Source organism: Ralstonia pickettii, from assembly GCF_016466415.2.
Taxonomy (GTDB): Bacteria; Pseudomonadota; Gammaproteobacteria; order Burkholderiales; family Burkholderiaceae; genus Ralstonia; species Ralstonia pickettii.
In genome coordinates this window covers 670,168-682,591 of the sequence record NZ_CP066771.1, presented here as the reverse complement: position 1 = coordinate 682,591, position 12,424 = coordinate 670,168, and the positions used below count along the sequence as shown (strand labels likewise).

The window sequence follows — 12,424 nt, the reverse complement described above, 5'->3', positions numbered from 1 at the left end:
TGGTCGTACAATCGCGGCCACCCTGCCTACACCAAAAAAATGTCGCCCGGACGACCGTTCGGGGGGCGGCCCGTCCGCGTGATAGGCGATCGACCTTACCTTTGGTTACAAAATCTCCATGCAATACAGAGACTTACGTGACTTTCTCGCCCAGCTCGAGCGCACGGGCGAACTGCGCCGCGTACACCGGCCGGTGTCGCCGCGCCTGGAAATGACCGAAGTCTGTGACCGTCTGCTGCGCGCCGAAGGCCCAGCGGTCGTCTTTGAGCAGCCGGTGGACGGCGCACAGAAGTACGACATGCCGGTGCTCGCGAACCTGTTTGGCACCACGCGTCGCGTGGCGCTGGGCATGGGCGCGGAGTCGCTCGATGAACTGCGGGACGTCGGTCGCCTGCTCTCGGCGTTGAAAGAGCCCGAACCGCCGCGCGGCCTGCGTGAAGCCGGCAAGCTGTGGACGATGGCCAAGGCCGTGTGGGATATGGCGCCGCGCAAGGTGTCGTCGCCGGCGTGCCAGGAGATCGTGTGGGAAGGGAATGACGTTGATCTCTCGCGCATCCCCGTACAGACGTGCTGGCCCGGCGATGCGGCGCCGCTCGTCACCTGGGGGCTGGTCATCACGCGCGGGCCGCACAAGAAGCGGCAGAACCTGGGGATCTACCGGCAGCAGGTCATCAGTCGCAACCAGCTCATCATGCGTTGGCTGGCGCACCGCGGCGGCGCGCTGGATTTCCGCGAGCACGCCATCGCCAATCCGGGTCAGCCGTTTCCGATTGTGGTGGCACTGGGCGCCGACCCGGCCACCATTCTTGGCGCGGTGACGCCGGTGCCGGACACATTGTCGGAGTACCAGTTTGCGGGGCTGCTACGCGGCAGCCGGACCGAACTTGCGACATGCCTGACGCCGTCCTTGGCGCAGGCGCAACTGCAAGTGCCGGCCGGCGCCGAAATCATCCTCGAAGGCCACATCCAGCCGGACCCGACGCACCCGAGTGGCTATCAGCACGCGCTCGAAGGCCCCTTCGGCGATCACACCGGCTATTACAACGAGCAGGACTGGTTCCCCGTGTTCACGGTCGAGCGCATCACGATGCGCCGCGACCCGATCTATCACTCCACATATACAGGCAAGCCGCCCGATGAGCCGGCCGTGCTCGGCGTGGCGCTCAATGAAGTGTTCGTGCCGCTGCTGCAGAAGCAGTTTCCGGAGATTGCCGATTTCTATCTGCCGCCCGAGGGCTGCAGCTATCGCATGGCGCTGGTCAGCATGAAGAAGCAATACGCCGGCCACGCCAAGCGCGTGATGTTTGGCGTGTGGAGCTTCCTGCGGCAGTTCATGTATACGAAGTTCATCGTCGTGGTGGACGACGACGTGAACCTGCGCGACTGGAAGGAAGTGATCTGGGCGATCACCACGCGCGTGGATCCGGCGCGCGACACGGTCATGGTCGAAAACACGCCGATCGATTACCTCGATTTTGCGTCCCCGGTGTCGGGCCTGGGCTCCAAGATGGGCATCGATGCCACCAACAAATGGCCCGGCGAAACCACGCGCGAATGGGGCCAGCCCATCGTCATGGATACCGCTGTCAAGGCCAAGGTCGACGCCATGTGGGACACGCTCTTCCAATAACCACAAGGCCTGGCGGCACGGTCTGCGAGCGAACGACCGTTCGGTTATTCTTAGCGAGTTAAGCGACTGCTGCATCTAAAAGGCGGGCCCTTTTTTGTACTGGGTCCGCCTTCCTTATGGAGAACGCCATGGCCGAAGCACTCGACTCATCCCACACAGCCTCCAACGCGCTGGAGCGCATCACAGACCGCACCCTCGTCAAGACGCAGTCCTATGTCGACGGCGCCTGGGTAGGCGCGGTAGACGGCGCGACGTTTCCCGTCTACGACCCAGCCACCAACGCACACCTGGCCGACGTCGCCAATCTCGGCCACGCAGAAACGTTGCGCGCGATCGACGCAGCCAATGCGGCGTGGCCCGCATGGCGGGAGTTGACCGGCAAAGAGCGCGCCGGCCTGATGCGCCGCTGGTTCGACCTGCTGATCGCCAACGCCGACGACCTCGCCGCGCTGATGACCGCGGAACAAGGCAAGCCGCTGGCCGAAGCCAAAGGCGAGATCGTCTACGGCGCGTCGTTCATCGAATGGTTTGCCGAAGAGGCCAAGCGCGTCTCCGGCGACGTGATGGCCAGCACCTGGCGCGACAAGCGCATGGTCGTGTTGAAGCAGCCGGTGGGCGTGTGCGCATCCATCACGCCGTGGAACTTCCCGCTGGCGATGATCACCCGCAAAGTCGCGCCGGCCATGGCGGCAGGCTGCACCATCGTCATCAAGCCGGCAGAACAGACGCCGCTTTCCGCGCTGGCGATGGCCGAATTGGCGCACCGCGCAGGCATTCCCGAGGGCGTGGTCAACGTGGTGACGGGCGATGCGGACCGCTCGATCGCCATCGGCAAAGCCCTGTGCGAATCGCCGATCGTGCGCCATCTGTCGTTCACGGGCTCGACGCCGGTGGGCCGCATCCTGATGCAGCAATGCTCGCCGACGGTGAAGAAGGTGGCGCTTGAACTGGGCGGCCATGCGCCGTTCATCGTGTTCGACGACGCCGACATCGATGCTGCCGTGGAGGGCGCGGTGCAGTCGAAGTACCGCAACGCGGGTCAGACGTGCGTGTGTACGAACCGTTTCTATGTCCATGCCTCGGTGTACGACGCGTTTGTCGAGAAGCTCTCCGCCAAGGTGCGCGGCATCAAGGTCGGCAACGGCTTCGAGTTGGGCGTTGTTCAAGGCCCGCTGATCGACGACCAGGCCGTGGAGAAAGTGCAGCGCCACATCGACGATGCGACGCAGAAAGGCGCACGCCTGACCGCCGGCGGCAAGCTGATGCAGGGCTTCGGCTCGCAACGTTTTGTCGAGCCCACCGTGCTGGCGGACGCCACGCCCGACATGCTGATCGCTCGCGAAGAGACCTTCGGCCCGGTCTCCGCCATCTTCAAATTCCAGGACGAAGCGGAAGTCGTGCGCCTGGCCAACGACACCGAATTCGGCTTGGCTTCGTACTTCTTCAGCCGTGACATCGGCCGCATCTGGCGCGTGGCCGAGCAACTCGAATACGGCATGGTCGGCATCAACACGGGGCTGATCTCGAACGAGGTCGCGCCGTTTGGCGGCATCAAGCAGTCGGGCCTCGGCCGCGAAGGTTCGGTCTACGGCATCGACGAGTATCTCGAACTCAAGTATCTGTGCATGGGCGGCATCTGAAGCGTCGCCCCCTCTTGGCCGACCTGCCACCTCGATAGAGCGGGCGGCTTTCCCCTTGCCTGACCGGCGGAGGAGACACATGAGCACCATCCAGGAAGGCGCCCTGCTATGGACGCCATCGGCTGACTTCATCGCGCGCTCGCGCCTGACGCATTACCTCGACTGGCTCGCGCGCGAACGCGGGCTGCGCTTTTCGGCGACCACGCCCGAGGGCTACGCACGACTCTGGGAATGGTCGACCACTGAACTCGAGGCGTTCTGGACGTCCGTCTGGGACTACCTCGACCTGCGCGCCTCGACACCGTTCACGCAGATGCTGGGCGACCGCACCATGCCCGGCGCGCAATGGCTGGTCGGCGCGAAGCTCAATTACGTCGATCAGGTCATGCGCCACGTGGAAGAAGGCGGCAGCCCCGACCGCACCGCCATCCGATACGCCAGCGAGACCAAGCCGCTGGCTGACTTGTCATGGCGCGAACTGCGCCAGCGCGTTGCCTCGCTGGCGGATGCGCTGCGCAAGATGGGCGTGGTGCCGGGCGACCGCGTCGCCGCATATCTGTCGAACACGCCGGACGCGATGGTGGCGTTTCTCGCCGCGGCCAGCGTCGGGGCCATCTGGTCTGTCTGTGCGCCCGACATGGGCCAGGTGGCCGTGACCGACCGCTTCCGCCAGATCGAGCCCAAAGTGCTGATCGCGGTGGACGGCTATCACTACGGCGGCCGCGCGTTCGACCGCGCCGACGTGGTCGCAGAGATGGTCGACGCGCTGCCAACAGTCGAACACCTCGTGCTCGTGCCGCAGTTGCTTGGCGAGATCAACCGCGCACGTTTCCCAGAGGCCCGCGACTGGCGCGACCTGACGACCGACGACGTGCCACTCGTCGTCACACCCGTTGCCGCCGACCACCCGCTGTGGATTCTCTATTCGTCCGGCACCACCGGCATGCCCAAGCCGATCGTGCACGGCCATGGCGGCCTGCTGCTGGTGCAGACGATGATGGGCGCGCTGCATCTCGACCTTGGCCCCGACGACGTCTACCACTGGTACAGCAGCACCGGGTGGGTCATGTGGAATTCGCAAGCGAGCGGCCTGCTGGGCGGCGTCACGCTCGCCATCTACGACGGCAACCCCGGCACGCCCGATCTCAATACGCTGTGGCGCTTCGCACAGGATGCGGGCGTGACCTTCTTTGGCGCCGGGGCGGCGTTCTTCGCCAATTGCCTGAAGGCCGGCATCGAGCCCGGTCGCGATTTCGACTTGTCGAAGCTGCGCGCGGTTGGGTCGACGGGCTCGCCGCTCTCCGCCGAGGCGTATGACTGGATCTACCGCCACGTGAAGGCCGATGTCTGGCTCAATCCGATTTCCGGCGGCACCGATTTCGCCGGATGCTTCGTGGGCGGCGTCGCCACGCTGCCCGTCTATGCAGGTGAGATGCAATGCCGCAACCTCGGCTCGCGTGTTGAAGCCCTGGACGAGGCCGGCCACCCGCTGATCGATGCAGTGGGCGAACTGGTCTGCACGGCACCAATCCCATCGATGCCGCTGTTCTTCTGGGGCGATACCGATGGCAGCCGCTACCGCGACAGCTACTTCGACATGTACCCCGGCCGGTGGCGCCATGGCGACTGGATCAAGATCACCCCGCGCGGCGGCGCCATCATCTACGGCCGGTCGGATGCCACGATCAACCGCCACGGTATCCGCATGGGCACAGCCGAGCTGTACCGCGTAGTGGAAGACCTACCGGAAGTGCTCGACAGCCTCGTCGTCGATCTCGAATTTCTCGGCCGCGAATCGTTCATGCCGCTGTTCGTCGTGCTGCGCGAAGGTGCGACGCTCGACGACACGCTGCGCAGCACGATCAACGCACGCATCAAGGCGGGACTGTCAGCCCGGCATGTGCCCAACGTGATCGTGCAGGCGCCAGGTGTGCCGCGCACGCTCTCTGGCAAGAAGATGGAAGTGCCCATCAAGAAACTGCTGCTTGGCGCACCAGTCGAGCGCGTCGCCCACCCCGATGCAATGGCAAACCCGGAGGTGCTCGCGTGGTACGCGGCCTACGCCGGGTCGCTGGCTCGGCAAAGCAGCGCGCACGGCGAGCCCGCGCCCGCATTGGAATCGTGGCGGAGCTAGACCGATCGTTGGTCTCTGGTTTCACAATCTCCGCCAATCGAACGATGGCAGGGGCCGGGTGTGATGACTAACGTACAGCTAGCACCGGCACATCAAGATGCCGGGCAAGTCTGCTTAACGGGGAGTCACCATGCTTGTAACGACGAACGTCCTGATCAAGACGGAGGACGGCCGCGAAGCCTTAGCCCAGCGCCGCCATGACATGCAGATGCGCCAGCGGCATCTGCTGATCCTCATTGACGGAGCCCGCACGGTCGGTCAACTGCATCAACTGCTGAGCGACTGGCCGGACCTCGACGACCTGCTGGTGGGGCTGCAACGGGCCGGCATGGTCGACGTGCTGCCCGGTATCTCGCCTGAAAACGCAGCGACCGCCCCGCCTTTCGACCCCATCGCGCACTTCAATCGTCCATTGTTCGACGACCATGGCAGCCCCGGCCCTGCTGCCCTCTCGCACATCTACGACGAGCTGCCGCCGTTGACGGGCATGACGCTTGGTCTGCAAGCGGTGGCGGCGCCGATCGACGAGCCTGCCGCCAATGACGCCAGCAAGCCGCACACGGCGCCGGTCCAGGTCATTTCTGCGCCACAGCCTGCCGTTCCACCGGAGTTGGCCGACGTGTTGCCCAACGTGGTCAAGGTCGAGCTGATGCGTTTGGCCGTGCAGCACTTCGGCTCTGCGGCAGGTGCCGCCATGCCGCTGCTGCGGGCCTGCAAGGAAGACCCGCAATCGCTGTGCGACGTGGTTGCCGCATGCGCGAGGGCTGCAGCCCCCCTGGCGGGCGAACACGCCGCCGCGAAGTTCGTGGATGCGGCCATGCAGGCGATGGCGCTGCGGCGCTGAAGCCGCCACAGGCGCTGTTTGCGAAGCTCGGGCAAAGCCGGGTAAAATAGTAGTCTACGCGGGCGTCGTATAATGGTAATACCCTAGCTTCCCAAGCTAGAGCCGTGGGTTCGATTCCCATCGCCCGCTCCACCGAACAGTCTGAAGCCGCCCTCGGCGGCTTTTTTGTTGCCTGCGCGCCCCTCGTCCATTGACGGGCAACCGGCACGGGATCTCCATGCAGCCCATCGAACAGCCGGGCACCGGCCCCGACGACATCACGCCGGAATCGCAAGACACCCATACCGCGGAAAGCGCCGAAAGCGGTGCGGAAACCGGCCACCCGCGTCGCATCCGCTCGTTCGTGCGCCGCGCCGGCCGTACGTCGACCGGCCAGCAGCGTGCCATCGATGAACTCGGTCCGCGCTTCCAATTGCCCTACACCACGGAGCCGCTGGACTGGGACGCCGCCTTCGCCCGCGCTGGCGCCAAGCGCATCTTCGAGATCGGCTTCGGCATGGGTGAAACCACCGCGCACATCGCGCAATTGCGCCCGGACGACGATTTTCTGGGCGTCGAGGTGCATGAGCCGGGCGTTGGAGCGCTGCTCAAGCTGATCGGCGAACGCGAAATCGGCAACATCCGTATCGTTTCGCACGATGCCGTGGAAGTGCTGGCGCAGATGATTCCGGAGGGTACGCTGGATGGCATCCACGTGTTCTTCCCCGACCCCTGGCACAAGAAGCGCCACAACAAGCGGCGCCTGATCCAGAGCCCATTTGTCGCACGTCTGGCGGCGCACCTGAAACCGGGCGGCTATCTGCACTGCGCGACGGACTGGGAGGAATACGCCCACCAGATGCTGGAGGTGCTGTCGTCCGAGCCGACGCTGGAAAACACCGCCGACGGCTTTGCACCGCGCCCCGACTACCGCCCTGTCACCAAGTTCGAGAAACGCGGCCTGCGCCTCGGGCACGGCGTGTGGGACGTGGTCTTCCGCAAGCGCGGCTAGCCACGTCCGCGCACGCTCGCGCGAGTCAGCGTGCGCCGAAATGCGTATCGCCGAAGAGGTTCTTGGCGTGGCGCGGGAAGGCGCGCCAGTATTGCGGCGGCGCCTTGACTGTCGCGCCCAGCTCAGCGGCCGCCGCCCAGGCCCAGTGCGGGTTGTAGAGGAAGGCCCGGCCGACAGCGACCAAGTCCGCGCGCCCTTGCGCAACGATGGCCTCAGCCTCATGCGCTTCGTTGATGAGGCCGACGGCGATGGTCGGAATGTCGGCCTCGTTTCGGATCTTCTCGGCAAACGGCACCTGATAGCCCGTCGACAGCGGAATCTGCTGCAGCGGCGACACACCGCCCGACGACGCATCGATCCAATCGCAGCCGCGGGCACGCAGTGCCTGCGCAAATGCCACCGAATCTTCCGGCGTCCAGCCGCCCTCCACCCAATCGGTGGCCGACACGCGCACGCCCACGGGGATGTTGTCCGGCACCACTGCGCGCACCGCATCGAAAATCTCCAGCGGATAACGCATGCGGTTTTCGCGTGAACCGCCAAAGGCATCGGTGCGCTGATTGGCAATCGGCGACAGGAATTCGTGCAGCAGATAGCCGTGTGCGGCATGCAGTTCGATGGCCGATAGGCCCAAGCGCACAGCCCGACGCGCGGTATCGACAAATTGATCGCGCACGCGGGCGAGGTCCGCATCGGTCATTTCGCGCGGGGGGCGCTCTTCAGGGCGCTGTGGCAGCGGGGAGGGACCCATCGTTTCCCAGCCGCCGGCATCGAGCGCCAGCAACGCTCCGCCTTCCCAAGGCCGAGCGCTCGAAGCCTTGCGGCCCGCGTGCGCGATCTGCATGCCGATCGGCACCAACGCATTCTGGCGAATGGCAGCCAGCGTGCGCTCAAGCGCGGCTTCGGTCGCGTCGTCCCACAAACCCAGGCAGCCGTTCGTGATGCGGCCTTCTGGCGACACCGCGGTCGCCTCGATCATCAGCAATCCGGCGCCCGAAAGCGACAGGCTGCCCAGATGCGTGTGGTGCCACGCCGTGGCTTGGCCGTTGTCGGCCGAGTACTGGCACATCGGCGAAATGACGATGCGGTTCTCAAGCGTGAGACCGCGCAGGGAGAAAGGCTGGAAGAGAGCACTCATGATCGGGAGATTCGGCTGTCAGCGGCTGGCTAAAGAAACCGCCAGTGTGTCCGAATCCGCCCGATCGTGCAGACGGTGCGAAAGCCTCGCACCGAGGAAGGGAATTGCTCGCCTGTAGCTCAGGCTTGCCAGGCGATGAGGTGCGTATAAGCCGTCACCAGCACGATGATGCCGAAGATGATCCGGTACCAAGCAAAACCGCGAAAATCATGCGTGGCAATGAACTTCAGCAGCCAGCGCACGCAGAAGAACGCGGAGATGAATGCGGCCACAAACCCCACGGCGAAGATCGACAGATCATCGGCCGACAGCAGCGCACGCGACTTGTACAGCTCGTACACCGTCGCACCGAAAATCACGGGAATCGCCAGGAAAAACGAGAACTCCGTCGCCACCTTGCGCGACAGCCCAAACAGCAGGCCGCCGATGATGGTCGAGCCGGAGCGCGACGTGCCCGGAATCAGCGCGAAGCACTGCGCGAAACCCACCTTGATGGCGTCGGAGATGCGCAGGTCGTCCAGCGTTTCAATGCGCGGCGCGCCAGCCTTGGCGGCTTCGAGCAGTGCATTGGCGCGCGGGTCATGTGTCTCGCCGCGATGACGTTCGCGCCATTCGGCCCACAGGATCACAAAGCCGCCAATGATGAACGCCGACGCCACCACAATCGGGTTGAACAGATGCGCCTTGATCGCTTTGCCGAAGATCAGCGCAAGCGTGATCGCGGGAATCGTCGCCACGATCACGTTGATCGCAAAACGCTGCTGACGCGGATCATTCGGCAGCCCCTTGATCACGTCGATGATCTTGTGACGGAACTCCCAGCACACCGCCAGGATGGCACCGAACTGGATCACGATCTCGAAGATCTTGCCTTTTTCGTCATTGAAGTCGAGCAGTTGGCCAGCGAGGATCAGGTGGCCGGTGCTGGAAATGGGAAGGAACTCGGTCAGGCCTTCGACGATGCCGAGAATCAGCGCTTTGATGGCGAGTGCGATGTCCATGCAGTAGGCAAAGAAGGAAGAAGAAAACGAAGCGCTGGGCGTGCTGCAGATTCAGGGCCGCTTGGCTTGAACGTGCACACCTTCGGGCAAAACTGTGATTGTACCGGGCTCGACCGCAATGCCGGCCACTTTCAGCTGGTCGGGCTTGAACGTGTAGACGGCGTAGTCATTGAGCAACTGGCCCGCAATCAACGAACCGATCGAGCTGATCTGCGGACCGATACCGCCGGGCACGTTCTGCAGATCGAAGCGATCAACACTGGGCTGATTCAGTCGGATCGAATGCGTGGGCGGGTCGTAATGCAAGCCGCTGGAGACGGCCAGCGGCCCTGTCAGCGGCTGGCGGAACAGGCCGCTTTCCACCACGGCATCTGCCTGGATGGCGATGCGATTGCGCGCGGGGTCGAGCGACACCTGCGGGTTCGACAGCGTCACGTCAAAGAAGCCGAGAAAGCGCCGCTGGAACGGAAACTTGTGCGCCAGCGCGTCCTGCATCTGGCCGCGGGAAAAGGTGTAGCCGTCACCGGTCCAGCCGGTCGGCATGCAAGCCACGAGCGTGACGGCAACCGCCACTGCAGCAGCGACCGCACCCGCCCACCAGCGGACGCGGTTGGAGCGGACAGCGGGTTTCGTGGAATCGGTCATGACAGTTCAGTGCGCTGCGGTAGCGAGTTCAAGTCGGGTCAGGAACTGCATGGCATGCGTGGCCGAGCCTCCGCACATGTCGGGCGCGGGCTGCAGGCTGCCGCACACCGCCGGACGTTCCGGCTGGCCGAAAATCCGGCAACCGTTGGCGTCATCCAGTTGCGCACAGCGCACGCCGGCCGGCTTGCCGTTCGGCATGCCAGGAATGGGGCTGGAAATGGAAGGCGCGATGCAGCACGCGCCGCAGTGAGGTCGACAGTCCATGCTGTCCAAGCGGGTGAAATCAGGGCGGAAACCGCTATTGTGCACCAGCACAATCGAGGCCCGGTCTGATTGACAATGCCGATGCCGCTTGACCCACCCTTGCGGCATGCGTACATTAATGACCGAAAAGTAAGTTATCCGTGAGTCAGTGATCTCGTGCGCTGGCTGACGCCTACCGCCGTGACCGATCAAGATTCCGACTCCTCCTCCAAACGCTGGACGCGCCGCAAAGAGGCCCGCCCCCAAGAACTGGTCGCCGCCGCGCTGAACCTGTTCGTGGCGCGCGGCTATGCGGCCACGCGGCTGGAAGACGTGGCGTCGGCGGCCGGCGTGTCCAAGGGCACGGTGTACCTGTACTTCGCCAACAAGGAAGAGCTGTTCAAGGCCGTGGTGCAGGAAAACCTGGTGCCCGCGCTGGCCGAGGGCGAGGCCCTGATCGACAGTTTCGACGGCACCAGCGAAGCGCTGCTGCATGAGATCCTGATAGGCTGGTGGGAACTCATCGGCGAATCGCCGGCTTCGGGTCTCACCAAGCTGCTGATGGCCGAGTCGGGCAACTTTCCCGACCTGGCGCAGTACTACCACGAAGAAGTCATCGACCGCTGCGACCGCCTGTTCGCGCGCATCCTCGAACGCGGCATGGCCCGCGGCGAATTCCGTGACGTCAACATCGACCTCACCACGCTGACCATGGTCGCGCCGATGATCTTCCTGATGATGTGGAAGCATTCGTTCGGCCCCTGCTCGCACCGGGAGCTGGAACCGAAGGCGTTCATCGCCCACGTCGTGTCACTGCTGCTGCACGGCGTGCTACGCAATCCGGCGACGGGCGCGGTGATTCCGCCACCACCCGCCCTCACCGCGCAACCGTGGCGCCCCTTGCCCGAGGGCGGCAACAACCCCGATCAAGGCGCCTCGTCATGACAACGTCTGCCGGAATGTCCTCCGGACTTGCTAAAATGCCGGGTTTGTCGTCAAACCCTCATTTGCATCACTCGCTCCGCGTGGAAGGCATGCCCATGGACATCGAAAAATCCCGGTTCAACATGATCGAGCAGCAAATCCGTCCTTGGGACGTGCTCGATACCGACGTTCTCGACCTGCTCAGCGTCGTCAAGCGCGAACACTACGTGCCCGAGGCCTACCGCGCGCTGGCTTTCGTCGACATGGAGATCCCGCTGGCCGGCGGCCAGAACATGCTGGCACCGCGCGTTGAAGCTCGCGTGCTGCAGGAGCTGGCTGTGCGCAAGCACGAAGACGTGCTGGAAGTGGGCGCCGGTTCGGGCTACATGGCCGCCCTGCTGGCCCATCGCGGCCGCCAGGTCACCACGCTGGACATCGTGCCGGAACTCGTGGCCTTCGCCCGCGACAATCTCTCGCGCAATGGCGTGACCAACGTCGACGTGGTGGAAGCCAGCGGCGCGCAAGGTTGGGGCGAAGGCCTGTACGACGTGATCTGCGTGTCGGGCTCGGTGCCCGCCGTGCCGGAAGCGCTGCTCAAGCAGCTCAAGGTGGGTGGCCGCCTGTCGATCTTCGTGGGCGGCGCGCCGGTCATGGAAGCGCAGCTCATCACGCGCATCTCCAACACCGAATATCAGACGCGCAACCTGTTCGAGACGTATGTGACGCCGCTGGTGGGTGTTCCCGCGCCGTCGTCCTTCCGCTTCTGATCCCTCTCGGCCCCCAATCATCATGCAGCAGCTCGCTCCCACCACCCTCGCCCAATGGCTCGCCGACGCATCGCGCGCTAAGCCCGTCCTGCTCGACGTGCGCTGGACGGAGGAGGTGGAAATCTGTGCCATTCCCGGCATCACGCACATCCCGATGGACCAGATCCCGGTACGTGCCAGCGAGCTGAATGCTGACCAAGACATCGTCTGCATCTGCCACCACGGCGGACGCAGCGCGCAGGTTGCGCAGTTTCTGATTCAACGTGCCGGCTTTGATGCTGCGCGCGTCTACAACCTGCAAGGCGGCGTCCATGCCTGGGCTAACCAGGTGGACCCGCAGATGGCGACGTACTGATTGGGGAAGCCGCCGCCGGGCAAAGCCCTGTTCACGCGCCACAGGCACTGAACAGGGTCTGACGCGCCCGCGCTGCCTTCCGAACGCGAACGTTTCCTCCTCGCTCGGGGGC

12 protein-coding genes and 1 tRNA gene are annotated in these 12,424 nt (G+C 64.6%); 9 read left to right on the top strand and 4 right to left on the bottom strand.

Annotated elements, in window-relative coordinates:
* Positions 1–118 precede the first annotated feature (118 nt).
* The 6 genes from ubiD (at position 119) to trmB (ending at position 7,239) form a co-directional block, all read left to right on the top strand.
* A complete protein-coding gene (gene ubiD, locus RP6297_RS03240; protein ID WP_009238863.1) occupies positions 119–1,630 on the top strand; it encodes a 4-hydroxy-3-polyprenylbenzoate decarboxylase in 1,512 nt (503 codons plus the stop codon).
* Positions 1,631–1,758: 128 nt separating this feature from the next.
* Entirely contained in the window at positions 1,759–3,270 is a 1,512-nt protein-coding gene (locus RP6297_RS03235; RefSeq protein ID WP_009238864.1) for an NAD-dependent succinate-semialdehyde dehydrogenase, read from the top strand.
* A gap of 79 nt (positions 3,271–3,349) precedes the next feature.
* A complete protein-coding gene (locus RP6297_RS03230; protein WP_009238865.1) occupies positions 3,350–5,404 on the top strand; it encodes an acetoacetate--CoA ligase in 2,055 nt (684 codons plus the stop codon).
* Positions 5,405–5,534: 130 nt separating this feature from the next.
* Positions 5,535–6,248 carry a hypothetical protein gene (locus tag RP6297_RS03225; RefSeq protein WP_009238866.1) on the top strand — a complete coding sequence of 238 codons (714 nt, stop codon included), beginning with the start codon at positions 5,535–5,537 and terminating at the stop codon, positions 6,246–6,248.
* 58 nt (positions 6,249–6,306) lie between these two features.
* Positions 6,307–6,380: transfer RNA gene (locus RP6297_RS03220), tRNA-Gly, on the top strand.
* Positions 6,381–6,465: 85 nt separating this feature from the next.
* A complete protein-coding gene (gene trmB, locus RP6297_RS03215) occupies positions 6,466–7,239 on the top strand; it encodes a tRNA (guanosine(46)-N7)-methyltransferase TrmB (protein WP_009238867.1) in 774 nt (257 codons plus the stop codon).
* 25 nt (positions 7,240–7,264) lie between these two features.
* Here the strand turns inward: trmB and RP6297_RS03210 are convergent, their stop codons facing one another.
* The 4 genes from RP6297_RS03210 to RP6297_RS03195 all read right to left on the bottom strand — a co-directional run bounded on the left by RP6297_RS03210 (position 7,265) and on the right by RP6297_RS03195 (position 10,287).
* The gene (locus RP6297_RS03210; RefSeq protein WP_009238868.1) at positions 7,265–8,377 is read right to left on the bottom strand and encodes an NADH:flavin oxidoreductase/NADH oxidase; all 1,113 of its coding nucleotides are present in this window, start codon (positions 8,375–8,377) and stop codon (positions 7,265–7,267) included.
* Between the two features lie 119 nt (positions 8,378–8,496).
* Positions 8,497–9,378 (bottom strand): undecaprenyl-diphosphate phosphatase, encoded by an 882-nt coding sequence (locus tag RP6297_RS03205; protein ID WP_009238869.1) that lies wholly within the window; start codon positions 9,376–9,378, stop codon positions 8,497–8,499.
* A 51-nt stretch (positions 9,379–9,429) separates the two neighbouring features.
* Positions 9,430–10,023, bottom strand: coding sequence for a DUF1439 domain-containing protein (locus RP6297_RS03200; protein WP_009238870.1), 594 nt, complete (start codon positions 10,021–10,023; stop codon positions 9,430–9,432).
* A gap of 6 nt (positions 10,024–10,029) precedes the next feature.
* Entirely contained in the window at positions 10,030–10,287 is a 258-nt protein-coding gene (locus RP6297_RS03195) for a YkgJ family cysteine cluster protein (protein WP_080725250.1), read from the bottom strand.
* A 156-nt stretch (positions 10,288–10,443) separates the two neighbouring features.
* Here RP6297_RS03195 and RP6297_RS03190 point away from each other — a divergent pair, with 156 nt between their 5' ends.
* The 3 genes from RP6297_RS03190 (at position 10,444) to RP6297_RS03180 (ending at position 12,312) form a co-directional block, all read left to right on the top strand.
* A complete protein-coding gene (locus tag RP6297_RS03190) occupies positions 10,444–11,211 on the top strand; it encodes a TetR/AcrR family transcriptional regulator (RefSeq protein ID WP_009238872.1) in 768 nt (255 codons plus the stop codon).
* Between the two features lie 95 nt (positions 11,212–11,306).
* Entirely contained in the window at positions 11,307–11,957 is a 651-nt protein-coding gene (locus tag RP6297_RS03185) for a protein-L-isoaspartate O-methyltransferase family protein (RefSeq protein ID WP_009277294.1), read from the top strand.
* A 22-nt stretch (positions 11,958–11,979) separates the two neighbouring features.
* The gene (locus RP6297_RS03180; protein ID WP_009238874.1) at positions 11,980–12,312 is read left to right on the top strand and encodes a rhodanese-like domain-containing protein; all 333 of its coding nucleotides are present in this window, start codon (positions 11,980–11,982) and stop codon (positions 12,310–12,312) included.
* The last annotated feature ends 112 nt before the right edge of the window (positions 12,313–12,424 follow it).